The organism is Bacillus sp. AFS017336 (assembly GCF_002555445.1).
Taxonomy (GTDB): domain Bacteria; phylum Bacillota; class Bacilli; order Bacillales; family Bacillaceae_G; genus Gottfriedia.
The window spans coordinates 46,796-71,835 of record NZ_NUCO01000022.1 but is presented as its reverse complement, the minus strand read 5'-3'; the positions used below and the strand labels follow the sequence as shown (position 1 = coordinate 71,835).

At 33.0% G+C, this 25,040-nt stretch carries 27 protein-coding genes, 2 tRNA genes and 1 riboswitch; of the genes, 25 read left to right on the top strand and 4 right to left on the bottom strand.

What is annotated here, in order from left to right:
• Positions 1-350: 350 nt before the first annotated feature.
• The 5 genes from CN601_RS14050 to CN601_RS14030 all read left to right on the top strand — a co-directional run bounded on the left by CN601_RS14050 (position 351) and on the right by CN601_RS14030 (position 3,385).
• Positions 351-773 (top strand): hypothetical protein, encoded by a 423-nt coding sequence (locus CN601_RS14050; RefSeq protein ID WP_098171378.1) that lies wholly within the window; start codon positions 351-353, stop codon positions 771-773.
• Between the two features lie 85 nt (positions 774-858).
• On the top strand, positions 859-1,209 hold the full coding sequence (locus CN601_RS14045) for an Imm32 family immunity protein (protein ID WP_098171377.1): 351 nt from the start codon (positions 859-861) through the stop codon (positions 1,207-1,209).
• Between the two features lie 108 nt (positions 1,210-1,317).
• Entirely contained in the window at positions 1,318-2,040 is a 723-nt protein-coding gene (locus tag CN601_RS14040) for a hypothetical protein (RefSeq protein ID WP_098171376.1), read from the top strand.
• 249 nt (positions 2,041-2,289) lie between these two features.
• Entirely contained in the window at positions 2,290-2,661 is a 372-nt protein-coding gene (locus CN601_RS14035) for a hypothetical protein (protein WP_098171375.1), read from the top strand.
• 511 nt (positions 2,662-3,172) lie between these two features.
• Positions 3,173-3,385: a hypothetical protein gene (locus CN601_RS14030; protein WP_098120287.1), complete on the top strand. Its 213-nt coding sequence runs from the start codon at positions 3,173-3,175 to the stop codon at positions 3,383-3,385.
• A 306-nt stretch (positions 3,386-3,691) separates the two neighbouring features.
• Here the strand turns inward: CN601_RS14030 and CN601_RS14025 are convergent, their stop codons facing one another.
• On the bottom strand, positions 3,692-4,408 hold the full coding sequence (locus CN601_RS14025; RefSeq protein ID WP_098171374.1) for an SDR family oxidoreductase: 717 nt from the start codon (positions 4,406-4,408) through the stop codon (positions 3,692-3,694).
• Between the two features lie 206 nt (positions 4,409-4,614).
• Between CN601_RS14025 and CN601_RS14020 the strand changes: the two genes are divergently transcribed.
• The 6 genes from CN601_RS14020 to CN601_RS13995 all read left to right on the top strand — a co-directional run bounded on the left by CN601_RS14020 (position 4,615) and on the right by CN601_RS13995 (position 11,284).
• Entirely contained in the window at positions 4,615-4,986 is a 372-nt protein-coding gene (locus CN601_RS14020) for a winged helix-turn-helix transcriptional regulator (RefSeq protein ID WP_098171373.1), read from the top strand.
• Positions 4,987-5,240: 254 nt separating this feature from the next.
• The gene (locus CN601_RS14015) at positions 5,241-5,948 is read left to right on the top strand and encodes a hypothetical protein (protein ID WP_098171372.1); all 708 of its coding nucleotides are present in this window, start codon (positions 5,241-5,243) and stop codon (positions 5,946-5,948) included.
• A 117-nt stretch (positions 5,949-6,065) separates the two neighbouring features.
• On the top strand, positions 6,066-6,536 hold the full coding sequence (locus CN601_RS14010) for an acyl-CoA thioesterase (protein WP_098171371.1): 471 nt from the start codon (positions 6,066-6,068) through the stop codon (positions 6,534-6,536).
• Between the two features lie 401 nt (positions 6,537-6,937).
• Positions 6,938-8,854, top strand: coding sequence for a threonine--tRNA ligase (gene thrS, locus CN601_RS14005; protein WP_098120282.1), 1,917 nt, complete (start codon positions 6,938-6,940; stop codon positions 8,852-8,854).
• Positions 8,855-9,077: 223 nt separating this feature from the next.
• Positions 9,078-10,739: a DUF2339 domain-containing protein gene (locus tag CN601_RS14000; RefSeq protein WP_179865555.1), complete on the top strand. Its 1,662-nt coding sequence runs from the start codon at positions 9,078-9,080 to the stop codon at positions 10,737-10,739.
• A 38-nt stretch (positions 10,740-10,777) separates the two neighbouring features.
• A complete protein-coding gene (locus CN601_RS13995; RefSeq protein ID WP_098120280.1) occupies positions 10,778-11,284 on the top strand; it encodes a GNAT family N-acetyltransferase in 507 nt (168 codons plus the stop codon).
• 301 nt (positions 11,285-11,585) lie between these two features.
• On the opposite strand, the gene hmpA is transcribed toward CN601_RS13995, so the two are convergent.
• Positions 11,586-12,830, bottom strand: a complete 1,245-nt coding sequence (gene hmpA / locus CN601_RS13990; RefSeq protein WP_098171369.1) for an NO-inducible flavohemoprotein — start codon at positions 12,828-12,830, stop codon at positions 11,586-11,588.
• A gap of 185 nt (positions 12,831-13,015) precedes the next feature.
• On the opposite strand from hmpA, the gene CN601_RS13985 reads away from it, so the two are divergent.
• Entirely contained in the window at positions 13,016-13,459 is a 444-nt protein-coding gene (locus tag CN601_RS13985; protein ID WP_098120278.1) for an RrF2 family transcriptional regulator, read from the top strand.
• Between the two features lie 99 nt (positions 13,460-13,558).
• Here CN601_RS13985 and racE read toward each other — a convergent pair whose 3' ends face one another.
• Entirely contained in the window at positions 13,559-14,350 is a 792-nt protein-coding gene (gene racE / locus CN601_RS13980) for a glutamate racemase (RefSeq protein WP_098120277.1), read from the bottom strand.
• A 228-nt stretch (positions 14,351-14,578) separates the two neighbouring features.
• Positions 14,579-14,688, top strand: a riboswitch (TPP riboswitch).
• 88 nt (positions 14,689-14,776) lie between these two features.
• On the opposite strand from racE, the gene CN601_RS13975 reads away from it, so the two are divergent.
• Genes CN601_RS13975 through CN601_RS13955 form a run of 5 tightly spaced genes read left to right on the top strand, consistent with a single transcriptional unit; the run spans position 14,777 to position 18,345 of the window.
• Positions 14,777-15,766 carry an ABC transporter substrate-binding protein gene (locus CN601_RS13975; protein ID WP_098120276.1) on the top strand — a complete coding sequence of 330 codons (990 nt, stop codon included), beginning with the start codon at positions 14,777-14,779 and terminating at the stop codon, positions 15,764-15,766.
• Positions 15,767-15,778: 12 nt separating this feature from the next.
• Entirely contained in the window at positions 15,779-16,069 is a 291-nt protein-coding gene (locus CN601_RS13970; protein ID WP_098120275.1) for a thiamine-binding protein, read from the top strand.
• Positions 16,069-16,836: an ABC transporter permease gene (locus CN601_RS13965; RefSeq protein WP_098120274.1), complete on the top strand. Its 768-nt coding sequence runs from the start codon at positions 16,069-16,071 to the stop codon at positions 16,834-16,836. Before CN601_RS13970 ends, CN601_RS13965 begins: the two co-directional genes overlap by 1 nt.
• The gene (locus CN601_RS13960; RefSeq protein ID WP_098120273.1) at positions 16,833-17,567 is read left to right on the top strand and encodes an ABC transporter ATP-binding protein; all 735 of its coding nucleotides are present in this window, start codon (positions 16,833-16,835) and stop codon (positions 17,565-17,567) included. The genes CN601_RS13965 and CN601_RS13960 overlap by 4 nt, the downstream gene beginning before the upstream one ends.
• Before the next feature lie 4 nt (positions 17,568-17,571).
• Positions 17,572-18,345: a TatD family hydrolase gene (locus tag CN601_RS13955; protein WP_098120272.1), complete on the top strand. Its 774-nt coding sequence runs from the start codon at positions 17,572-17,574 to the stop codon at positions 18,343-18,345.
• 534 nt (positions 18,346-18,879) lie between these two features.
• Here the strand turns inward: CN601_RS13955 and CN601_RS13950 are convergent.
• Positions 18,880-19,104 (bottom strand): helix-turn-helix domain-containing protein, encoded by a 225-nt coding sequence (locus CN601_RS13950; protein WP_056472461.1) that lies wholly within the window; start codon positions 19,102-19,104, stop codon positions 18,880-18,882.
• Between the two features lie 200 nt (positions 19,105-19,304).
• Between CN601_RS13950 and CN601_RS13945 the strand changes: the two genes are divergently transcribed.
• The 8 genes from CN601_RS13945 to CN601_RS13910 all read left to right on the top strand — a co-directional run bounded on the left by CN601_RS13945 (position 19,305) and on the right by CN601_RS13910 (position 24,798).
• Complete coding sequence (locus CN601_RS13945) at positions 19,305-20,348, top strand: GerMN domain-containing protein (RefSeq protein ID WP_098120271.1); 1,044 nt, start codon at positions 19,305-19,307, stop codon at positions 20,346-20,348.
• Between the two features lie 254 nt (positions 20,349-20,602).
• Positions 20,603-21,346 carry a ribonuclease PH gene (gene rph / locus CN601_RS13940; protein WP_098120270.1) on the top strand — a complete coding sequence of 248 codons (744 nt, stop codon included), beginning with the start codon at positions 20,603-20,605 and terminating at the stop codon, positions 21,344-21,346.
• A gap of 21 nt (positions 21,347-21,367) precedes the next feature.
• A complete protein-coding gene (locus CN601_RS13935; protein ID WP_098171368.1) occupies positions 21,368-21,988 on the top strand; it encodes an XTP/dITP diphosphatase in 621 nt (206 codons plus the stop codon).
• A complete protein-coding gene (locus CN601_RS13930; RefSeq protein ID WP_098171367.1) occupies positions 21,988-22,491 on the top strand; it encodes a YfcE family phosphodiesterase in 504 nt (167 codons plus the stop codon). The genes CN601_RS13935 and CN601_RS13930 overlap by 1 nt, the downstream gene beginning before the upstream one ends.
• A 223-nt stretch (positions 22,492-22,714) precedes the next feature.
• Positions 22,715-22,788, top strand: a tRNA-Gly gene (locus tag CN601_RS13925).
• Between the two features lie 3 nt (positions 22,789-22,791).
• Positions 22,792-22,865, top strand: a tRNA-Arg gene (locus CN601_RS13920).
• A gap of 228 nt (positions 22,866-23,093) precedes the next feature.
• Positions 23,094-23,651 (top strand): DUF4240 domain-containing protein, encoded by a 558-nt coding sequence (locus tag CN601_RS13915; RefSeq protein ID WP_098120267.1) that lies wholly within the window; start codon positions 23,094-23,096, stop codon positions 23,649-23,651.
• A gap of 160 nt (positions 23,652-23,811) precedes the next feature.
• Positions 23,812-24,798: a DUF3196 family protein gene (locus CN601_RS13910; RefSeq protein ID WP_098120266.1), complete on the top strand. Its 987-nt coding sequence runs from the start codon at positions 23,812-23,814 to the stop codon at positions 24,796-24,798.
• Positions 24,799-25,040 lie beyond the last annotated feature (242 nt).

Genomic DNA, 25,040 nt, shown 5'->3' with positions numbered 1-25,040 from the left:
AATGTATAATTGGCGGCATGCAAAATACGCTGAACAAGGTTGTTTAATAATAGATAGATAAAAAAAGTACTTCTAATTGAACGAATGTATGATAATAATCGAACAACAAGAGTTGCATTTGCAACTCTATTTTTATGCAACTAAACTGGCAGTTTAGTTGCATAAGGAATTGAAGTTTAGGCAACGTGAAACATGATTTTGACCGATTGAGAGGAAGGAATTTGATATGAGTATTTCGAATATCGTAGTGAGGATGTATTGCAGAAATTATCTACACACCATCAAACCAATTTTCAAATTCCAAAATCGACATTTATGATTTAATCGAGATGAGAGTCAGGAGGGATATTATGGGGAAATGGTGTTTAGTAGCTTTTATATTAATTTTACTAGTAAGCACTGTATTGGGGTGTAGTAACAAACATAAGAATTTAACGAGAATTGAATACATACAAACGAGTACAAACGGAACATATTCGGATCCAGAAATAGTAACAGATAAAAAGAAACTTGAAAAAATAGAGCGTATTTTCAGTAAAATTACATGGGAAGAAAACGTTGCAGTAAAAAGAAAACGAATAGCAGACATTAAAGCAACATTATTCTATGAAGAAGATAAAAACATGCCTGAAAGGCTCTACGAATATGAAATATGGTTCCACAGTGATATCAACAAAGCTGTATTGATTGGTGACAATAATAAACAAAGTTATGCCATGTTGAACAAAAAACTTTCAAAAGAATTGAAAGAACTCTTGAATTATGGAAAGTAGAGTTGTGTCTCCTTAGGTAAGTCATTGATATGTACCTACCGCATGGTAAAATGATACAAAAAAATGTATGCGTGAGGTGATTGAAATGACGGTGTATAATATTAATTTGGTAAACAATTCTGATGAAGAAGAGGTTTTTGAAACTGAAGGAAATAATATTGCTGAAGTAACCGTTATTGATAATAATGGAATTAATATAACAAAAGATTGCAGTGTAATGATTTCTCTAAGTAAAAATGCTTTAATTGGATTGGGTTCAGAGTTAATTCGTTTAGCACATGATTATAAAGATGGTAAACACTTTCATATTGACCCAATTAGTAAAGGAAATGTAGTTCAATCTTTGGGGATAATGCTTCATCCTGAAAGTTGCGAACTAATAGTGGGTTGTGGAGAGTACAAAACATTCAATGAATATATAAATGAAGATGAATAGCTATTGAACTATTGGGAGCATTAATACCAACGCTCCTGTGAAAAAAACAAAATTTCATAATGGAATATAGTAACATAAGGAAATAATAGAGTATGAGGAAAAAATATCTTGGAACCATCGATCGAAACTATCGCATTAAGAAAACTACTTACAACTATTCTTACGACCTTAATTTGTTCGATTGTGTTTTCCAGTATAGCTGGTGCTAGCTCGCGCTTTGAGCAACAAACTGACTACATTCAAACATTTTTGATTTATGTGATCTATGGTGGCGGTATAACGTTGGTCTATGGAAACATTGTGTCGGTCGTAGTTGAATTATTGCAATATAAATGGTTTAAACAGCAAAATTGGCTGTACATTCTCATCCTGGGATTATTTGGTTTGGTATTTAGTTTCATTGGTTTTACGTTTAGTTTACTTTATGGACTTATCGATAAGTGGCTAAATAATAGAATGGTAGAAAAGAAACCAATCGCTGTGTTTTTTCTTATACCTATACTTTCTTTCGGCGTCATTTGGGTTTCTTTGTATGCAACTAATGATTCATATACAGAAAAAGCTGCTATCTCACTGTTAGTTAACGACCTCTTGAATGACAAAAAACTAGAGCATTTACCAAAACAAAATGGTACTTGGGAAGGCGAAATAAAAGGATACCAAGTAAAAACTGAAACAAATGCAGTTCAGTCAGACTCAAATGAATATCATGTAACATTTATTGAAATTTGGAAAAAAGGGAACGAAGAGAACTATCGGAAAATATCTGTTTATGTTCAACCAAATTCCATTTATGATTACACTGAAGAAGGATCAAAACCACCATATTAAATATTACATATTAAGTAAAAAAACTAGATTCGTTACAAGAAAATTCTTATTGAACTAAAGCATAGTTTTAGTTGCACAACATGATCGGCTGAGAAGTCAATTTTTTTATGGTGCTAAATGTCATGATAGTTGAACAAGGATTTCAGTAGCTCAAGTCGAATACTTTCAATTAAAATATAAATTATTCTTTTAGTAGAAGACATATGATGTATTCATTTGGAAACGAATATTTAGTGAGGTGGTAATAAAATGAACTTGGCATTATCTCTCAAAAATAAAAAAAAGTTGACTCTTATTTTCCTAATATCTTTAATGCAAATTATATTATCATTCGTTGTATTTCCTTTGAAATTTACTTCGGATTTAAATTTCCTATATTACTTTTATAGTATAATGGCAGGCATTTCATGTTATATCGCTTTTCAAAGAAAATGGTACAATACCTTAATTATTGCTATTATTTGTGGCCTAGTGGGAGTTAGTTTAAGAGTTATTGTAGAGTGGGGAGAAGTAACGATAACTGAAAATTTGAGTATAGCAAATATTGTATCAACAGTTGGCATGACTACTACTGGGATTGTTTTTGTATATCTAATTACGATTCTTCTTAGGAAAGAATAGAAATAATAACTTCATTCTTGTTCAAGGTGATCGGCTTATTAGTCGATTTTTTTATTGATGTAAATGTCAGGTTAGTTAAACAAGGAAAATCTGAAAAAGGATACGTTGAGAAGTTAAAGATTGATATAATTGACTTATACAACTAGTTAGCAGCCGTCTTAGGAGCGATAATAATGGAGTTAATATTTGATTTAACGTTTAACATAATAGGTAGTATTGTACTTGGTTGGTTTATAGTTTTATCAATGATAAAAGTGCAAGAAGGTTAAGCTGGAATTAAATTTGAAAAACACCAAAAAAAAGCTATATACAAACGAGGTATATTAGTAACTGTAGCATTAGGACTAGTTTTTTATTTCATTGGATGGTAATAAGAAAAATACGATATGCAACTAACGCTTGCGATTCTTCAATAGGAGATCGCTTTTTCTTATTAAACAAAATGGCAGTCTAATTGAATAAGAAATGATTAAATTATACTATTATTAGATATAAAATAGGGGGAACATATGTGACTGACAAATTTATGGGAATGAGCATACCAGAACTATCATCAAAATTAGTAGTGGCCCCTTTGTTTATTATTAATCTAATAATGTGTATTGGCTACTTAATTGTCCTGCGAAAAGAAAAAGGGTGTTTTGTATTTATTGGAAAAATCTATTCCTTTATTATTATAGTTAATTATATTGTTGCCCTTTATTATCGTTTTTTCTACTCATGAAATTCAACTAACGCAATGCGTTCGTTACTTAAGATCACACAAAATGCAGATTTACAACGATAAGGAAACACCAATACTAAAAAGCCCAACTTCTCCGTAAATTTACAGAAAGGTTGGGCTTTTTCGTTATTCATGTGAAAATGTATACTTTCTTACCTTTTAAGAAAAGCGGACATGGCTCTCCTTTTTTCTGCCAAAGGTTATTCTGCTGAAGGTGCAGGTCGTGAGAGCTAGACATCAACAAGAAAAAGTTATACTCTCCTTTAGAAAAAAACATTCTCTGGTATACAGAGAATGGTCTTTTCATCACACAAGCGGATGACCGCCGTTAATTTCAATCGTGCTTCCTGTCATGAACTGGTTTGTGACAACAAATTTCACGGCCTCCGCGATATCGCGAGGTCTTCCGATGTTCTTTGCAGGCAAACGTGAGGCAACTTGTTCGTAATAGTCTCGGCGCACCTTTTCATCCATATGGCCGTATGCCGGGGTATCGACGGTTCCCGGCGAGATAGTGTTCACGCGGACTGGACTGAGTTCAATCGCAAGCGCCCGCGCCAAGGATTCCACTGCGCTGTTAATAGCCGATTGTGTAGACCTGCCGGGCAGCGGCTTTTGAGACAGTGCGCCTGAGAAAAAGGTTAAGGTGCCTCCCTCCCTGATAGATGCCGCACCATATTTTGCGGCGCGGTATTGCCCCCAGAATTTGCTTTCAAATGCTGACTGCGCCGCAGGTACGGGCAAATCGAGGAACATCCCGCCTGCTCCCTGTGCCGCTGTCAAAACAAGATGGTCAAACGGGCCGATCTGATCAAAGAATGCTTTGACACTCTCTTCATCGGTCATATCTACCGCATATGCTTTCACCTTTTCGCCCAGCTCCATTTTGGCCTGTGACAGTTTCTGGTTGGACCGGCTTCCAATTATGACTTGTGCTCCTCCCTCTACGAAAAGCTTTGCAGTTTCCAAGCCAATGCCCGAACTGCCTCCGATGATAACGATACGTTGATTATTCATGTTCATTCCATTCTCTCCCTTTCATTTGCCTTTTTAATTTTATATATTTGAAACTTCAAAAGACTTTTTTGTATCAATCCGACCACTAAAGCTATAATAATACCTAGGTTATATTTTTGAAAGAAGGCACAATAAGTAAACATAGTCACCTTTGTGAAACCATGCGGTATCAGTGACTTTCATACACATTTCTATAGAGGAGAGATTAGGATATGAATAATAATTGTGCGGGAGACATTGAGGTTGCACTAGATATCATAGTAGGTAAATGGAAGCCAGTTATCCTATTTCACCTTATGATCAACGAAAAATTACGCTTTAGTGAACTTCAACGGGCTATTCCAGAAATCACTAAAAAAATGTTAACTTCTCAATTAAGAGAATTAGAATATCATGACATCATCAATCGTAGAGTGTATCAACAAGTGCCTCCAAAGGTTGAATACTCCATGACTGAATACGGTCAGGGTTTAATACCAGTGTTGGTATCTATGAGAAATTGGGGATTGAAACATCTTGAACATCTATACGAATTATATGGAGAAAATCATAAACTAAAGGATTTTAAAAAAAACAGTAACTAAACAACTTGATGCGATTAAACTAATTCGAGTAAGGTATGTAACAAAAATAAAAAACTCTAAAAGCTGCCTAAACAGACAGCCTTTTTTTTGTTGAAAAATCAACGTTATAAATTAACAAGGCCTATGCTCTAAAAAAATATTTCTAATAAACTCCAATTCGAAATCATATCAATAATTAAAAGGCAGGTATAAGAATCTTAAGATTTTTTCCTATTCCTTCTTTATGACTGTTCTCTTTTGTGGAGGTGAATTAAGTGCAACCTAATCAAGTAACTTTTGAAACGAAGTGTTACGAAAAAGATTGGAGAATACTTCTAAAAACGGATCGGTTAGAAAAGATGATTGATTATAATCAATTTCAATTTAAAGAAAAAATACTTTATATAAATAATGTTGAAAATGTAAATGAAGTTAGTAAGTATGCGGACATACTTGTTGCAAGAGATGTTTTAACATCTTATGTAGTCGTTGAAGATTTTTCAAGAGAGGCCCTAAATTTTTTTGAGATTGATAAGGATAGCTTTAAAGGAGGTTATTATTATTCAATCTCGGAACTAGTCAGTATTTATCTTTGCAATACAGAATATTTGTTGCACTTTTCTAGTGATTCAATTTTAGAAAGGCCATTTAATTGGATTGAAGCATCTATTTTAAAATTTCAAGCGGATGAGAGAATTAAAGTGGCGAATCCTATTTGGAATGGAAATATAATTGAAGCGATACAGGAATCGATCGATGAAGATGTGAATTTTTATATCGGTCACGGTTTTTCAGATCAATGTTACTTTATTAGGACGAAAGATTTTAAAAATAAAATTTATAACGAAAAAAATGCCGTTTCCGAAAGATATCCAATTTATGGTGGGGAACTTTTTGAGAAAAGGGTAGATGCTTGGATGCGAAACAATCATTTTAAACGAATTTCGTACAAATATGGAAATTATATCCATCAAAATTTTTAAGACAGTTGTAAGAGGGGATAAGAATTCATCTTAACCCTGCCCCCCTAAATATTGAATGAATATTCATTCTTTTAAATCGAAGAGTGTTATAATATAGTAAGTTAGGGGGCGGACAGCATGGGGAAAATGGATTACGTTTCAAATTTAAAAGAATGGCAATCTGAATTTACTTTTAATATTACAATAACAGTTCGATTTAGTGAGACGGATTTGTTTGGACATATGAATAATACAGTGCCGTTTGTTTATTTTGAAGAGGCACGTATAGAATATTTGAATTACTTAGGACTTATGCAAGAATGGGTGGCAAATCATAGTGAGATTATACCAGTTGTTGCTGACTTACAATGTGATTTCTTACAACAAGTATTTTTTGGTGAAAAAATAGATGTATATGTAAAAATTGCTAACGTTGGAAACTCATCTATTGATCTCCACTATATGGGAATTAATTCTAATGGTGAAATTTGCTTTACTGGACGTAATGCTTTAGTAAATATAAATCGTCATACAGGACGAAGTGAAAAATGGAAGAATGGCTGGAAAGCAAAATTTTTAAGTGAATTAAAAAATCCTGTTAGTGTTTAAACTAAGTGAATTTATCACATACTGTTTAAAGATGGCATAGGATGATAAAACAATTAAATTAATTTGAGTACTTGAAGTATTTAAAGACATTCTATATAATACTTTTATAAGAATAAGGATAAGCAATGATCAAGGACATGAGCGTTCAAGACGATAGTAAGAGAGGAATTCATATGGTGCGAGAATTCTCTATACGTTGAATGACTTACCACCTTGTAGCTATAGTGGGGAACGTAATTTTATTACAAGTAACTACTATCGGTGTAGACCGTTAAAACGTTGAGATTTTGTATACTTATTTTTGTGTACATTTAATTAGGGTGGAACCACGAGCACATTCGTCCCTACGAGTGTGCTCTTTTTTTATTGTCAAAATTAATATGAAAAAGGAGTGAACTTAAATGATTTCAATTAAATTACCAGATGGATCAATTCGCGAGGTGGAACAAAATACAACAGTTGAAGATTTCGCGGGTTCAATCTCCATTAGCTTAAAGAAAAAAGCACTTGGTGGAAAAATTAATGGAAAATTAGTTGATTTAAATACAGCTATTACTGAAGATTGCGAAGTTCAAATCATTACACAAGATGATCAAGATGGCGTAGAAATGATGCGTCATAGTTCAGCGCATATTTTAGCTCAAGCAGTAAAACGTTTATACAAAGATCAAAAAGCTGCATTTGGCGTTGGTCCTGTAACTGCAGATGGTTTCTATTATGATATTGATCTGCCAGTTTCAATTAAAGTAGAAGATCTACCGAAAATTGAAAAAGAAATGGAAAAAATTATTAAAGAAAATTTACCAATTACTCGTTCAGAAGTTAGCCGTGAAGAAGCGATTAAATTCTTTACTGAGTTAGATGATGAATTTAAATTAGAGTTAATCCGTGATTTACCTGAAGATGCTGTTATTTCAATGTATACTCAAGGTGAATTCGTAGACCTTTGCCGTGGACCACATGTTCCAACAACTGGCCGTGTAAAAGCAATTAAGTTATTATCAGTTGCTGGTGCGTATTGGAGAGGCGATGCTAATAATAAAATGCTACAACGAGTTTATGGTACTGCTTTCCCAAGCAAGAAAGAATTAGAAGAGCATTTACATTTATTAGAAGAAGCTAAAAAACGTGATCACCGTAAATTAGGTAAAGAGCTTGAATTATTCATGTTCTCTGAAGAAGCACCTGGTATGCCATTCTTCTTACCAAAAGGTACAATTATCCGTAATGAATTAGAACAATATGAGCGTGGATTACAAACTTCAAAAGATTATAAAGAAGTTCGTACACCGTTCATTATGAATCAAAGATTATGGGAGCAATCAGGTCACTGGCACCACTACCATGAAAATATGTACTTTACTGAAGTAGATGAAACTAAGTTTGCGTTAAAACCGATGAACTGCCCAGGTCATATGTTAGTTTATAAAAATAAACTACATTCTTACCGTGATCTACCAGTTCGTATGTGTGAAAACGGTCAAGTTCACCGCCATGAATATTCTGGTGCTTTAAATGGTATGATGCGTGTTCGTACTTTCACTCAAGATGATGCACATATCTTCTGTCGTCCAGACCAAATTGAAGGCGAAATTATTGAAGTAATTAACTTAATTAAAGAAATTTATGGCGTATTCGGATTCACTTACAAAGTAGAATTATCAACTCGTCCAGAAGATTCAATGGGATCAGAAGAGTTATGGAACTCAGCAGAGCAAGCTTTAGAAAATGTTCTAAAATCTGAGAACTTAGACTTTAAATTAAACCCAGGCGACGGTGCATTCTATGGTCCGAAAATCGACTTCCATATTCAAGATGCATTAAAGCGTAGCTGGCAATGTGCTACAATTCAGTTAGATTTCCAAATGCCTGAGAAATTTGATTTAACTTATGTTAATGAAGATAACCAAAAAGAACGTCCAGTTGTTATCCACCGTGCAATCTATGGTTCAATTGACCGTTTCCTAGGAATCTTAACTGAACATTTTGCTGGAGCATTCCCATTATGGTTAGCGCCAGTTCAAGTAGCTGTATTACCAATTTCAAGTGTACACAATGAATATGCACAAAAACTTGCTGATCAATTAAAAGCTGCAGGTATCCGTGTAGAAGCTGACTTACGTGGTGAAAAAATTGGATACAAAATCCGTGAAGCACAACTTCAAAAACTACCATATATGTTAGTAGTTGGTGATCAAGAAGTTGAAAACAATGCAGTAGCTATTCGCAAACGTGGCGAAGGAGATATTGGTACTCAATCATTTGAAAGCTTCTTAGAAATGGTTAAGCAACAAAAACTAGAAAGAATTATGTTTTAATTCACTAAATCCTCTATTTTTATAATAGAGGATTTTTTTTCATGTCCGATAATAAGTATGAGATTGAGTAAGTCAACTTATTTTCTGGGAAATATGACGAAATTTGCAAAATTAGGCTTTTTTAATAGGATTTGTTTTAAAAATATTGAACTTATATGATGTATGTCTTTTAAGTTATTTAGTTGAAATTAAATTCATAATTATGATAAGAGGTGGTGCGCAGGTGGATAACTCGAATCAAGATCTACAAACAAAAGTAGAAAAACTTGAAGAAGAAGTTAAAGAAATGAAGAAACAAATTGAATTTCTCTTACATTCAAAAGAATCTTCAAATATGGCTAAACAAGTAAATCAACATAAAGTAAGTAGTGCTAAAACACAAAAATCACCGGTATATAAGCAGCCTGAAAAAAGAGTCGAAATTGAACAGGTTGATTACGAGGCACTTATTTTTCAAAAATGGTTACCAAGATTTTTTATCTTTATTTTTATTCTTGGGGTAATGTGGGGATTTAAGGCAGCATCGGATTATGGTGTTTTAAATAAGTACGCTAAAGTTGGAATGGGATTTATTATTGCAATCGCTTTATACTGGTATGGAAATAGACAAATGATTAAAAAACGTGTAACACTTGGTCAATCGTTAATAGGTGGTGTATTGCCAGTACTGTTTTTAACGACGTTTGCTATGCATCATTTATATCAAATGATTGGTTCAACAATAGCATTAACATTATTAATTGTTTGGGTAGGCGTTGGTTTTTATTCAATGGATAAATACAAATCAGAAGTAATTGGAATGATCAGTATATTAGGGGCTGTATTCGTACCTTACTTAGTCAAAAGTAGTTCACCAAACTATTTATTTTTTTCAATCTACGAAACAGCAATTTATTTATGCTTCATGTTTTATGCGACAGTTAAGAAGTATAAATTTATCTATTTGTCATCGGTTATTTTACTACATTTATCTTACTTAATTGTGGCTCTATTTAATTTGAGTATGAATGGTTTTAATTATTTCGCAATTAGTATAATCGTACAACATATTAGTTTGCTAGTTTTATTGTTACTATCTAAGGTTTCAATTAGAAAACAAATATTAATACTTCACACTAGTTTTATTTTAACAATAGGATGGGTTTTTAGCGCTTATGAAGACCAGACAAGAACAACAATATTGGTTTTATTTTGTGTAGGATATTTATTGTTAAGTATTTTATATAAGAAGAAATCAAATCTTTTCTTTGCATTTTCAACGAATTTTGTTTTAGCTTTTGCATTCTTTTGTTTAGACAGCATATCAAGTGATTTATTAGAGATGGTATTAATTATTCAGGCATTACTCACTTATTTATTCTATATAAGGTATCGTGATTTGCTTAAGTTAATCATAGCTGGTATGACATTCATACCAGTAGGAATATCTATTTTAACCGTTCCAATCGAATCTTTATGGTCATTTGAAACAATGAATTGGTTTGTATTAATCATTGCCCTTATTGCGATTGTTATTTTGACTTATAAGAATGGAGAAGAAAAGCAGTCTACTTTAATAAGTGGTTCATTAGTAATTACAATTATTCTCATTGCATTTGTAACACAGATTGTTCAAATAATTATGCTAAATCAGTCTGATAATACAATTCGATTATCAATTAATATAAGTTGGATCTTGCTTTCGATAGTAGCTATGATTCTAGGAAACCTTAAAAAGTTTAAAGTGTGGACTTATATTGGTTTAGGTTTATTATTACTCACATTAGGGAAACTTGTTTTAATAGATTTACCAAATATTACATTATTAGTAAGAGCTGGTTTATTTATTTTGCTTGGTCTAATTGGATTAGTAATTTCTAGGGTGTTTTTTAAAGGAAAGCAGTAGTCCGTAATCAATAAAATCAAGTAAACAGGAGTAATTCAATGTTAATCACTGAAACTAAAAATTTAATATTAATGACCTTTACAGCAGACGCTATGGTTTCTGTTTTAAATGGTGAAAATGAATTAGAAATCGAAAAGCAGAATTATCCATTTGCCAGTGGATGGCCAATTCCGGTATATAAAAATCTATTTCCTTATAAAATTTCACGTTTTCAAACGCATCCTAAAGAAGAAGAGTATGAAGGAATGATCATCCATAAAAAAGATAATTTAATTATTGGAGACATGGGATTTAAAGGCGGTCCTGACGAAAATGGGGTAATGGAAATCGGCTATAGTATTGCGCCTAATTATCAGGGGAAAGGTTATGCTACTGAAATGGGCAAGGCTTTTTGCAAGTGGGGACTACAAAAAGCGAATGTAACAAAAATAATCGCTATTTGTTCTGTTTACAATTATGCCTCAATTAGAGTTTTAGAAAAAATGGGAATGAAAAAATTAAAAGAAGAGATTGAAAAATATTATTGGTATTTACCACGTAAATAAAATAGTAGTTTTCATTTTTGTTAAATGATTAATTTTCATAGAAGAAGGTGGGCTTATTCTTACAACAAGAAATGCACCAATCGTCTTTATGGTTATAACGAAACGTGATTTCGGTCGATTCTTTTTGTACGATATGATGATTAGTGGCTTAGTATATGGATCGCTAAAAAAATACTACTCAAGTGATTTAATCGCATTCTTTGGTAGTTTTACGATTCCTACGATTTTAAAAAGAGTTGCTATCGTGTTAGAACGCAGGTAAAAAGGGATGCTCAAGCTTTTGAGCATCCCTTTTTAAATATTAGCCTTGAGTTACTTGGCTTTTTGGTTCAGTGTCCAAGCTCATTGATGGTCCAAAGAATTCATAATGAATTTGAGTATCCTTGATGCCTAATTCTTTTAAGCTTGTAATAATAGATTTTAAGAATGGTACTGGACCACATACATAATAATCTGCATTGTTTGATTTAATATTGTTTTTTAACCATTCTGTATCAATATAACCTTGCTTTTTAAAGTTGTTATTTTTAAGGTCTTCCTCAGAAGGGTTCTCGTAAACAAATGTTAAATTGTAATTTGCTAATTGTTCTTTTAATTCGTTTAGTTCATTTTCAAATGCTTGTAATTTTCCATTTCTTGAAGCGCTAATGAAGCTAACTTGACGATTTGGTTGACTAGTTGCAATTGATTTAGCCATGCTAATTAATGGCGTAATTCCAACTCCTCCGCTAAGGAAAACAACATCTGAAGCATTTTCAGTGTTTATTGTGAAGTCTCCAGCTGGAGCAGTAAGTTCTAATGAATCACCAACATTAACTTGATTGTGTAGATAATTTGAGAATTTACCTAAAGGTTGATTTTCTTCAGCTTCTCTTTTAACTGAAATTCTAAAGTATTCTTTACCAGGCGAATCAGATAAACTATATTGTCTATTTGATAAGTACTCTTCACCTGGAATTTGTGAACGAACAGTAATATATTGTCCTGATAGGAAAGTAGGAACTGAAGATCCATCTTTAGGTTTTAAGTAGAATGATGTAATTACATCACTTTCTTCTACTTTATTGATCACTGTAAACTCTTTAAATTCTGACCAACCACCTTCTTGAGTGGCAGCTTCATTATACATTTCCTTTTCAATATCAATAAACACTTGAGCTATAATTCCATAAGCTTCGCCCCAAGCACCAAGTATTTCTTCAGTTGCAGCATCACCAAGTACTTCTTTAATTGCACCAAGTAAGTGTTGCCCAACGATTGGATAATGCTCAGCTTTAACTAAAAGACTACGGTGTTTTTGTGCTATTTGTTTTACAACAGGTATAATCGTTTCTAGTTTATCAATATTTTGAGCTGCAGCTAAAACAGTATTAGCAAGAGCGGTTTGTTGTCTACCTTTTTGCTGATTCGTATGATTGAATACGTTTAATAATTCAGGATGATTTGTAAATAAATTTTTATAGAATACGGAAGTGATTTCTGTACCTGACACTTCTAAAACAGGAACTGTTGATTTAATAATATCGATTGTTTTTTGAGAAAGCATGGTAAATCCCCCTATATACATTTTAAAGTAGTATAATAAATACATCTTTATCTTAGTCCTTGATATCGGTTAAAGCAATATGTTAAATACATCTTTTTGAACTTTTTTCGAAAAATTACATAAAAGTTTAAAAAATGTTCACAATTATGCTATGATTAATCAAAATAAATGAGTGAGGACAAGTTATGCGTTTAACAACTTATTCGGATTACTCTCTTCGTGTACTAATATTTCTATCCTCTGAACCGCGTGAAAAATTAGTTAATATAAAAGACATCGCTGAAGCCTATGGTATATCTAAAAACCATTTAATGAAAATAATCTATAATTTAGGTAAGATGGGCTATATCGAGACTATACGTGGCAGAAATGGTGGAATTCGTTTAGCAAAATTGCCAGCGGAAATAAATATAGGAGAAATAATCCGTAAAACCGAAGAAGACTTTAATATTGTAGAATGTTTTGAGCATGGCGGTACTTGTGTTATTACGCCTGTTTGTTCTTTAAAACATATATTTAATAACGCATTGGATCAATTTTTACAAGTATTAGATCAATATACATTAGATGATATTGTAAAGAATAATGCGATGTTGAAAGATTATTTTTCAAGTAATACAAAAGAATAAATTTTATTAAATTGATGAGCCTTTGCAATTTAAAAATACAAAAACCAACAAATGTATACTTTGTTGGTTTTCTTTTTTATTGAGTTCAATTTAGAACTCTTATAGTTTTATATGTTTTACATTTTCCAAAGGCTCTTGGAACAAAGAGGAAGCTATTTTACTAAAAACGATTGGATCTCCAGTTGTATAAAATTCATGTATAGTGTTTTCGGAATTAGATAAAATATTTTGTTGATCGAGTATTGCACTTACTTCTAATGCAGTTTCATCGCCTGAGCTGATGAGCTGAATAGAAGGTCCCATCAACTTTTGGATGATTGGGCTTAATAAAGGGTAATGGGTACAACCTAGTATTAATGTATCAATTTTTGAATCTAATAGCGGTGAAAGAGTATTTCTAACGATTTCAAAAATTTCTGGTTTATTGTAATCGCCGTTTTCAACGATTCCGGCAAATTCTGGGCAAGCCAAGCCTTCAATTATTACTTTTTCATTAATTCGTTTTAGTGCGGAATGATAGGCTTTGCTATTAATAGTAGCGTTAGTGCCAATTACACCAATCTGATCATTTTGTGATAATTTTAGAGCAGCTCTGGCACCAGGGTGCACAACACCTATTACTGGGATTTGAAGTTTTTCTCTCATTTCACTTAATACTACTGAAGTGGCAGTATTGCAGGCGATGACTAACATTTTTATGTCTTTTTCTAAAAGAAAATTAGTCATTTCCCAAGTGAATTCCCTGATTTCCTCATATGGTCGTGATCCATATGGGCATCTAGCAGTATCGCCTAGGTATACTATATCTTCCTTAGGTAATTGTCTTATAATTTGTTTGGCAACTGTTAAGCCCCCAACTCCTGAGTCAATGACTCCGATTGGTTTATTCAAAAAATCCCCTCATTTTAATCATAATTTGATGATGTAGTATATTCGATATTCAAGTAAGATTTTACTATAAGAAATGATATTTTTGTTTAATAATCTCATTTAAAGTATGACAAAATCTTATCGTTAAATAGCTTGTATTAACAGACTATTAAAACAATTAAGCGCAAGTTAAAAATAGTTCGTAAATTCAATCATTATCTGTTATATTTATGATGAAAAGTTTATATGAGAAAAATGTGGAGGTGCCAGTGTTGCTGGCTGAGATAACATCCTTAAGATGTTGACTCTTAGAACCTGATCTGGGTGATGCCAGCGTAGGGAACAGTATCTCCTTTTAGATATGTTTTTTACAGCGCATTAACGCCCGGGTTATTATCCGGGCGTTTTCTTTTTGTATAAACCAAAAACAAAAGGGAGTATTAGTAAATGAAAAGATTAGTAGTTTTTTTAGTAGCTATTTGTTTAATGTTAACTGGGTGTGGTCAAAGTAAAACCGCGACTAGTGGAAAGGGCAAGCAATTAAAAAAGGTGACTGTCGTACTAGATTGGACACCAAATACAAATCATACGGGGCTATTTGTTGCGAAAGAAAAAGGATATTTTAAGGAACAAGGACTTGATGTAGATATTATCAGTCCAGGAGAAACAGGAGCAGATCAATTAGTTGCTTCAGGTAAAGCGGATTTTGGCGTTTCTTATCAAGAGTCAATTACACAGGCTAGAGTTCAAAATGTACCACTTGTTTCAATTGCAGCAGTTATTCAACATAATACTTCTGGTTTTGCATCGCCTGCGAAAAAAGAAATTAAGTCTCCAAAAGATTTCGTTGGTAAAACATATGGTGGATGGGGTTCACCGGTTGAAAAAGCCGTTTTAAAATCACTTATGTCAGAAGAACATGCGAATGTTAATAAGTTAAATATCGTTAATATGGGCGATGCTGATTTCTTTACAGCTGTAAAAAGAGATATCGACTTTGCTTGGATTTATCAAGGATGGACAGGTATTGAAGCTGAGCTTCGTGGAGAGAAGTTAAATATGATTTATTTAACAGATTATAGTAAAAAACTAGATTACTATACGCCAGTATTAGCTACAAACGAAAAAATGATTAGTAAAAACCCAAAAGTAGTAAAAGCGTTTGTTGCCGCTGCATCCAAAGGATATAACTTTGCGATTGATAACCCGAAGGAAGCTGCAGCGATTTTACTTAAAGATAATCCAGATCTAGATAAAAAATTAGTAGAAAAAAGCCAAGAGTGGTTAGCATCTAAATATAAAGACGATGCAAATCGTTGGGGTGAGCAAAAGTTAACGGTTTGGAAAAACTATGCAGATTTTTTAGCTGAAAATAAATTATTAGAAGGTAAATTTAAGCCAGAAGAAGCTTTTACAAATGAATTCTTACCAAAATAAGGAGGAGTAAAAATGAAAACTACATTAATGAGTGTTCAAATAATACCAAAAACAAATAATATTGAGGATGTCATTCCTGCAGTTGATGAAGCGATTAAGATTATTGATGAATCAGGTGTGAAATATCAAGTACAACCATTGGAAACAACAATGGAAGGTGATTTGAATGAATTATTACAAGTTGTTCAAAAAATGAATGAAAGAATGATCGAAATAGGTTGCCACAATGTTATAACTCAAATGAAAATCCTTTATCAACCACAAGGGATTACAATGGATGTGTTAACGGAGAAGTACCGTTAATGAAACGAAAAAATATGAAAGGATGGCAGCCATTTGTTGTCATCCTGCTTTTTTTAATCTGTTGGCAGCTCAGTATTAAAATTTGGAAAATAGAGCCTTGGCTATTGCCAGGACCAATTGCAATCTTTAAAGAAGGAATTCATTCTTTGGATTCTTTACTTCCACATATAACTTCTACAATTCAATTAACGATTATCGGATTGTTAATAGGGAGCTTACTAGGACTTTTAATAGCGTTTCTATTGCATTTAATACCAGGTGTAAAAAAAGCTTTTTATCCATTATTAATTCTTTCGCAAAATGTACCAATTATTGTATTGGCACCACTTTTAATTATTTGGTTCGGTTTTGGAGTACTACCAAAATTAATCATCATTTCACTTGTGTGTTTTTTCCCCATAACTGTTTCAGCATTGGATGGATTTCGACAAACACCAAGTGAGTTAATAAATTATATGAAAATGGCAGGAGCATCCAAAGCACAGATTTTTTGGAAAGTTGAATTTCCGTTTTCTCTACCTTCAATCTTTTCAGGCTTAAAGATTTCAGCTACCTATAGTGTAATGGGAGCAGTAATATCAGAATGGCTTGGAGCAAAATCAGGAATTGGAGTATATATGACTCTAGCTTCATCGTCATTTAGAACAGATCGAGTATTTGTTTCCATTTTTGTCATTATGTTTTTAAGTATGCTGTTCTTCTTCCTTATTGTAATGATTGAGCGATTTACTGTTAAATGGAAAATTAAAGGAGAGAAACAGAAATGACATTACAAGTGGAACAGCTATCAAAGGGTTATGGTAGTAATCAACAAGTACTAGACAATATTTCTCTTTATGTAAATGAAGGAGAATTTGTATCGATTTTAGGTCCATCTGGTAGTGGGAAAAGTACATTGTTCCATCTAATAGGTGGTTTATTAAAACCTGATTCTGGAGAAATAAAGTTAAATGGATCAATCATAAATGGTGAGCTTGGTCACATTAGTTTTATGCCACAGGATCATGCGCTTCTACCTTGGAGAACGGTATTGAAAAATATTGTTTTGTCGCAGGAATTAAAGCATAAACCTGACGAAACGTTAGCGAGAGATTGGCTTAAAAAGACAGGGTTAGAAAACTATGAAAATGCTTACCCTCATGAACTATCTGGTGGGATGAAACAAAGAGTTTCATTTTTAAGATCATTACTGGCACCGCAATCATTTATGTGTATGGACGAGCCTTTTTCAGCCTTAGATGAGTTTACTAGACTTGAAATGCAACAATGGCTTTTATCCATTTGGGAAAAGCAACGACGATCTATTTTATTAGTTACCCATAATATTGATGAAGCGCTGTTATTGTCTGATCGGATTTATATATTTTCTGACAAGCCCGCCAAAATCAAAGAAGAAATCATTGTGCCATTTCCAAGACCACGAAAAAAAGAATTATTATTAAGTGACGAATTTACGGCGTGGAAAAGAAAAATCTATTTGGCTTTAGAGAAGGAGTAGTACGATGAAAATGATAGATGCTCATATTCATTTAGATTCTTATGATGCTAGTCAAAGAGAAGAAATAGTAAATAGTACGGAAAGTCACGGAATCGAAGCAATCATTTCAGTTTCAATGGACTTAAAATCTAGTAAGAAAAATTTAGATTTTAAAAAACAAAATAATAATGTCTATCCAGCATTCGGATTTCATCCTGAACAACAGCTCCCTTCTGATAATGAGGTTGAAGAATTGATCGAATGGATGAAAGAACATCAGCATGAAATGGTCGCGATCGGGGAAGTTGGATTACCTTATTATAAGAATTTAGAAGAACTAATTGACTATGATCCTTATATTCAATTACTAGAAAAATTTATCTCACTTGCAAACGAGTTAAATAAGCCGATTGTATTACATGCAGTATACGAAGACGCCGAAATCGTATGTAATTTATTAGAAAAATATTTTATTCAAAAAGCTCATTTTCACTGGTTCAAGGGTGACGATCTTACAATTAGCCGGATGATAAAAAATGGGTATTTTATCTCAATTACACCAGATGTATTATATGAGAAAGAAATACAAGATCTAGTAAATAAGTATCCGATCGAGTTGATGATGGTTGAAACAGATGGACCGTGGCCATTTGAAGGACCTTTTGAAAATGAGTGGACACATCCTAAATTTATGCATCAATCGATTGAAAAGATTGCAGAGTTGAAAAATTTAGATTTAATAAGTGTTTATAAAATTTTGTATGAAAATACTAGAAGGTTTTATGGAATAGAAATTTAGGCAAATATTGATCGCATGAAAGAGGTTGTCTCGTAAGTGTTCTTATGGGGCAACCTTTTTGTTTGTCCATTTTTATAAGAGTATGTGGTTTAACATAATAATAGAAAAACACGAACACTATGTGAACTATATTGATAAACCTGTGAACTCCGTTGATATATTGCTGTTTCTCGTTGATAAATAGTAATTTCTCGTTGATATATTACAAAAACAGATTGATATATTGCGATTTGATCGTCAAACCGAGCCATAATCACTAAAAACCACTCAAAACTTGGGAGTATAATGAACGAGAGATGAAAAAAGACAAAATAAATCCCCCTCTAGTAGTAAATCTATCCTGTTTTTAAGATAGGCTTTTTAAACTACTATAAGCAGGGATATAAATGTAAGCTTTTTATTTTAAGATAATCAGATATTTTACGAGCAAGAAAATAGTGAAATGTAAACATTAATTTCAATGTAAATACCAAAACCGGCATGTCGGTTAGAATGCCGGCAGTATGTTGGTTTGTAGAAGAATTCTACAAGTAACTACAGTTCAAGCTCTCCCATACGAAGAAGCTCAATAACTGCTTGTGATCGCCCCTTAACCCCAAGCTTCTGCATTGCATTTGAAATATGATTTCTCACAGTTTTTTCACTTATAAAAAGTTCTTCAGCAATTTCTCTTGTAGTCTTATCTTGAACAAGAAGCTCGAATACTTCTTTTTCACGCTTTGTGAGTGTGTGCTTTGTTTGATAGTCTCTATCCTTCAACTGTGCTAACCCTCCTTGCTTGACCGAGCTGTTCTTCGGATGGGTATTCATTTAGTCTTTTTATCATATGAACGATGTGCGTATTAGGTGAATATTTCCAGTAAATTTAGAACTAGATTTAAATTATTTATTTTTTTCTTTTTAGCTTGTTCTAAAAAATGTACATGCTCGTATAAATAATAAAAAAGCGTGGGGGGAGTATGGTGATGAAAAAAAGATTGTTAGTAACAGCTGCTGCAGTTTGTGGAATTGCGACAATGAGTGGATGTAGTTTACTTCCGACTAAATCTTCTACAGATATTGATCCGCCAAAAACTGTAGTTTATAAAAGTGATGAGCCTTCAAAACAAGTACAAGCAAAGAAAGAGGAAATGGTAAAAAGGGAATTGTATTTAATTGACCGTAATGGATATGTCGTACCGCAAACCTTCCAATTACCAAAATCTACAAGCTTGGCGAAGCAAGCGTTAGAGTATTTAGTAAAAGATGGTCCTGTTACTGATGAACTACCGAATGGCTTCCAAGCAGTTTTACCTCCTAATACGGAAGTGTTGGGGGTTACGCAAAAAGATGGAACTATTATTGCTGATTTTTCTCCGGAGTTTAAGCAATATCGTGCTGAAGATGAATTAAAAGTATTCCAAGCGGTCACTTGGACGTTAACTCAGTTTGATAATGTTACAAAAGTAAAGATTCGAGTAAATGGGAAAGAACTAGCTTCTATGCCAGTAAATAAAGCACAGATTGGCGATGGGCTGACAAGAGATGATGGGATTAATTTTGATAAAGGCAACATCGTGGATATTATGAACTCTCGCCCAGTTACTTTATACTATGTTTCTCAAGGTGAAATGGGAGACACTTATTATGTCCCTGTTACAACAAGAATTTCAAATGCTGAATCAGATTCTTATTCAGCAATAGTAAGTGAACTAATACAAGGGCCTTCAGAATATTCAAATTTAATTTCAGATTTTGGTGCAGATACGAAATTAGTCAGTCAACCTGTCTTTAAAGGTGGCAAGCTAGTGCTTAACTTTAACGAAGGAATCTATGGCAATATTGCAAAAAGTATGATCAATAATGACGTATTACAGCCACTCGTTCTTTCTTTAACAGAGCAAAAAGGAGTTAAATCCATTGAGATTCAAATTAATGGCAAGCTAACTGCTTTAGACCAACAAGGCAAACCATTAAGCCAACCAGTATCTAGACCTAAAGACGTAAATACGAAAAAACTATAAAGCAAAAGAGATCAGTTAATAGGATTTGGTGAATAAGCAAAAGACAGTTTTTTACTGCCCATTGCATATTCCTTATTCCTTATTCCTTTACGAATTATTTACCTGCATTTAAAGCCTTGAACATTTTGTTCAAGGTTTTTTCACATTAAGCGAGTTTTCTTTACATTTATCTTATTAATTACATTTAATTAGTAGAAATGAAATCGTATTTTTGTCTATACTAGTAATTGGAAGATTTTGTAGGAGGAACAAACATGACAAGAACAGATGGAAGATTAAATAATGAACTAAGACCAATTGAGATTATTACTCATTATACGAAGCATGCTGAAGGCTCTGTGCTTATTTGCGTTGGTGATACAAAAGTAATTTGTAATGCTACTGTTGAGGACCGTGTACCTCCATTTTTAAGAAATAGTGGAAAAGGTTGGATTTCAGCGGAATATTCTATGTTACCTAGGGCTACGCAAGACCGTACAATTCGCGAGTCATCTAAAGGAAAAGTTACTGGTCGTACGATGGAAATTCAACGTTTAATCGGTAGAGCTTTAAGAGCGGTAGTTGATTTAGAAGCACTTGGTGAAAAGACAATTTGGATTGATTGTGATGTTATACAAGCAGATGGAGGAACTAGAACTGCTTCTATTACTGGAGCGTTTGTTGCAATGATGCTTGCCTTTGATAAATTAGTTAAAATGGATAAATTAAAATCTTATCCAGTAAAAGATTATTTGGCGGCAACTTCTGTTGGTATTTTAGAAGAAGTTGGACCAGTACTAGATTTGTATTATGTAGAAGATTCAGCTGCAAGTGTCGATATGAATATTATAATGACTGGGAAAGGTCAGTTTGTTGAATTACAAGGTACTGGTGAAGAAGCGACTTTTTCTAGAGAAGAATTAAATGAATTACTATCATTAGGGGAGTTAGGTGTTAATTCTCTAATTGAAAAACAAAAAGAAGTATTATTACAAGAAGGCATTAAGTTCCAATCATAATTTCGAGGAGAGACTTTAAGGATGGATACGATCATTATTGCGACTAATAACAAGGGTAAAGTGAAGGACTTTGAAGCTCTTTTTAACCCAATGGGATTTCAAGTTAAATCTTTAAAAGACTTTCCTGGAATTCAAGAAGTTGAGGAGACAGGAACTACATTTGAAGAGAATGCGATTTTAAAAGCTGAGTATTTAGCTAATGAGTTAAAAACACCTGTTATTGCGGATGACTCTGGTTTAATAGTTGATGCACTTGAAGGTAGACCTGGTGTTTATTCTGCTCGATATGCTGGATTACATAAGAGTGATGAAGATAACTTACAAAAAGTAGTAAGCGAGCTAAATGGAGTTTACCCTGGTAAAAGAACTGCGCGATTTTATTGTGCCTTAGCTTTAGCGGTTCCTGGTAAAGAAACAATCACTGTAAATGGAACAGTTGAGGGGTATATTGCCAATGAAAAAAGAGGAACAAACGGTTTTGGCTACGATCCGATATTCTTTTTGCCCGAATTAGATAAAACAATGGCTGAATTAACAACAGAGGAAAAAGGTGGCTTAAGCCATCGAGCAAATGCAATTAAATCATTAATGAATGTGATAAATAATGAAGGTAAAGAATTTTTATTTAGAGGAACAAATTAATGAAAGTATTAATTGTAAGTGACAGTCACGGATTGACGAAACCGTTGCAAGAAATCGCTGACCGATATCGAGACAGTGTAGATTTAATGATCCACTGTGGAGATTCGGAATTAGAGTTAAATGCTAAAGAATTAAAAGATTACAATGTAGTTCGAGGTAATTGTGATTTTCGAGGAGAATTCCCTGAAGAATTTATTCATCATGGAAATGAACATACAATCTTTGCTACTCATGGCCATTTACATGGAATAAAGCAGTCATTACAAAAGCTATATTATCGTTGTAAAGAAGTTGGAGCGACAATCGCATGTTTCGGTCATTCACATGTATTAGGAGCCGAGGTAATTGAAGGGGTACTTTTTATCAATCCTGGTAGTATTCTTTTACCTAGAATGAGGAAAGAAAAGACATATGCAATTCTTGAAACAATAGATAAGAAAGTAAATGTTACGTTTTATAATACTGACGGCACGGAACTTATCACTACTTCGTTTGAAATATAATAAAAAATGGAGGTTAGTAGCTATTAGCTGCTAACCTTATTTAAAAGCGAAAAATTTGTAAGTACTAAAAGCCATATAGCCTTAATAAAATAAGGTAATTCTAGGTGATTTAAAAAAATTCCTTTATTTTGGAAAAAAGTTTAAAAATAGTGTTGACTTTATTTTGCCTAGCGACTATACTAAGTTATGTCGACAGGGGATGTCGCAAAGAAACAAAAAATATGCGGGTGTAGTTTAATGGTAAAATAGAAGCCTTCCAAGCTTCGGTCGTGGGTTCGATTCCCATCACCCGCTCCATATGTCCTGGTAGCTCAGCAGGATAGAGCAACGGCCTTCTAAGCCGTCGGTCGGGGGTTCGAATCCCTCCCAGGACGTCCAAAAGACACTTGTTTTACGTAATGTAAAATAAGTGTCTTTTTTTGTATTTTAACCAATTTCCAAATTATTGAAGAATGACGAATTATTTTAAAAAAAGTGTAACAATAATACTACATAAAACAAAAAGTATTAGAGATCCATAACAGAAGTGAATGATTTGTAAATAGACTCTAATAGTATTTAGATATGATATTCTAAAATAAAAAAAGTGTGGAGTGATATAAATGAACGAAAAAGAATTTTGGGGTTTAATTTCAAAAATGCATATTGTTGAAGAACCTTATGAGTGGGTAATAAGTCATTTAGCGAAACAGTCAGATGAGGAAATAGCTGGTTTTGAAATTCAGTTTGAAACCGCGTTTTCTAATGCGTATAATTCAAAGTTACTAGGAGCTGCATGGGTTACTATGGGAGGTTGTTCTGAAGATTCATTTGCTCAATTTAGAGCTTGGTTAATTGGTCAGGGTGAACAAGTATATAAGAAAACGTTAAATGAACCGGATTATTTAGCTGAATATATCTTCCCAATTTATGAAGAAGAGGGACTGACTCCAGAATTAGAGGAGATGCTAGATTTGGCATTACAAGCATTTACGATAAAGCGTAAAGGCGATGAAGATTGGGATGATCAGTTGTGGAATGAGTTTAATTCACTAATAGAAAGCAAGGGTTATCATTACCCAGAACAACAATTAACAGTGGATTGGAAGTCGAATGACGAATTAAAAAGTAAATTTCCAAATTTATGGAAACGATTTGGTCAAAAGCCATTAGGACATTAATATGTGGGTAAAATAGATTCAGTCAGAAAGTGGATTGAATAAAGAATTTAATTAGACTGTTAATATAAGTATCTTTCATATTTTAAATAAAATTAATTCATGATACACTTTTTCATAACTAGATTGTGCAGAGAATAACAAATGTTAGGGGGAGAGTAGTATGGAAGACAATATTGTCTTTTTTCCTAAACTAAAGGATCGGATAATAAATTTAGGTAAGAAAGCGTTAGAAGAAAAAGATTTTATTAAAGCGTTAAAGTTATGTGATCAATTAAAGGAAATGAATCAGCATAATTCACAAACAGAACTAGCTGCAGTTGCATGCTTATTGGAAGGTAATCGGGCTAAGGAAGCTAGAGAAAGATGCGAGGAATTAGTTTTCGGTCCATTTGAAAGTGATGAAGCGATTGAAATATACATAAGTATTTTGTTTCAAATAAAAGAATACGAAGAATTACAAAGAAGTATAAAAAGACTGCTTACTCAAAATCGCATTGATGAAAATCAAATGGATAAATTTCAAGCGATGCTAACATTGTCTAAAAAAGTAGTTTCAGATCGTGAAGGCGGAAAGTTCCAAACGCTTGATTTACATAATTTAGTCGAAAATTCAGAGCCGATTAATAAACAACTAGAACTAATTAATGAATTACGAGCAACGGATTGTACGCTTGTTTTAAATCAAATTGGTGATATTTTAAAAAGCTCTAAAGCTAACCCTTTAATTCAAAGTTTTATTTTATTTATATTACAAGAACAATCCATTGAAAAAGACTTTGAAATCAACAAAGTAAACCAACGAATGACTTGGAATGTAACAATTTCAGTAGATGAACACAACTCTTTTGTAGATGCAATTTTAAAAAAATTAAGTGAAATATTAGAAAGTGAAAACCCTTCAGCATTTGAAATTGCAAAAGAACACTTTCGACATTTTATGACGATCTACTTTCCTTTCGTACCAATGCCGGCTGAAGTAAATACATGGGCAGCATGCTTTTATTACATTGTTCAACAATATTTTGATCACGATGTAGACGAAGAAGAACTAAAAGACTTATTTAATGTAGAATACTTTCCAGTAAAAAGTGCAATTGCTTTAGTAAAGCGTTTTGAGGACGAAGGATATTTTAACATAACGAATTAGTTAAAGCTTTCAAATAGGTCTTTGACTATGAGTTGTAGTATTTTCGATGATCTAGTAACCATTGATCTTAAGACTGAGATTAAAAAATCCTAATATTTTTGCTTTAGATTTGAAATATCAAAATAGGAAATATTGAAACAAAAAAGTAATGTGTTATAATAGAATGGTTGTAGCGACTATTTACTTAATTATACCTGCATGATCTTGGGAAAACGGACAGGCATGTATAGTACGAAAATACG